Annotated in this window: 1 protein-coding gene; it reads right to left on the minus strand. The window is 51.0% G+C overall.

What is annotated here, in order from left to right:
- Positions 1-540: hypothetical protein (locus HBA93_RS18145; RefSeq protein ID WP_221724229.1), on the minus strand; the 540-nt coding region annotated here is incomplete at its 3' end.
- Positions 541-543: the final 3 nt, after the last annotated feature.

Genomic DNA, 543 nt, shown 5'->3' on the forward strand with positions numbered 1-543 from the left:
AGTGTCGGACAGATGAGCGATATCCGGATAGAGTATCTTTACAATGTCCATCGCCTTACACCCTTCTCTGGTCTTGATATTGAGCAGATTGAGATACATACGCCACCAACGCAATCGTGCCTGGATCGCCTCTTTACGTTCGGTGGCATGAATATACGAATAGAGATAATCGGTGGCGATCAGATCGAAGAAGGCTTGCGGATTGACCAGAAACTCCAGGCCACGTTTGGTTGGCAGCAGTACATTTTTCCTGCGGCGAAGAAGCTTTAGATAACGGGTCAGATCGTGCACAACACAAAGTGGTGGCATGTCGTTTTCATTAAGCACCTTGTGCATGCTGTAGAGGTCTTTGGCTGTGAACCTGGGCCAGAGGAAGTTCTCAGCAGCCCAGTGTACGAATTTGCGGTTCATCGCGCCGGTTGCCGTTAATCCGATGCCGCCCTCGCGCTGCGCGTAGGCGACTGCAAGTAGCATACCGCGAAGCAGTGGTGAGAGTGCAGCGATATCGACATCACCTTGCAGGCAGATTTTTGGTAGCATTGT

Origin of the sequence: Ochrobactrum sp. SFR4 (genome assembly GCF_019730395.1) — a bacterium.
GTDB lineage: Bacteria > Pseudomonadota > Alphaproteobacteria > Rhizobiales > Rhizobiaceae > Pseudochrobactrum.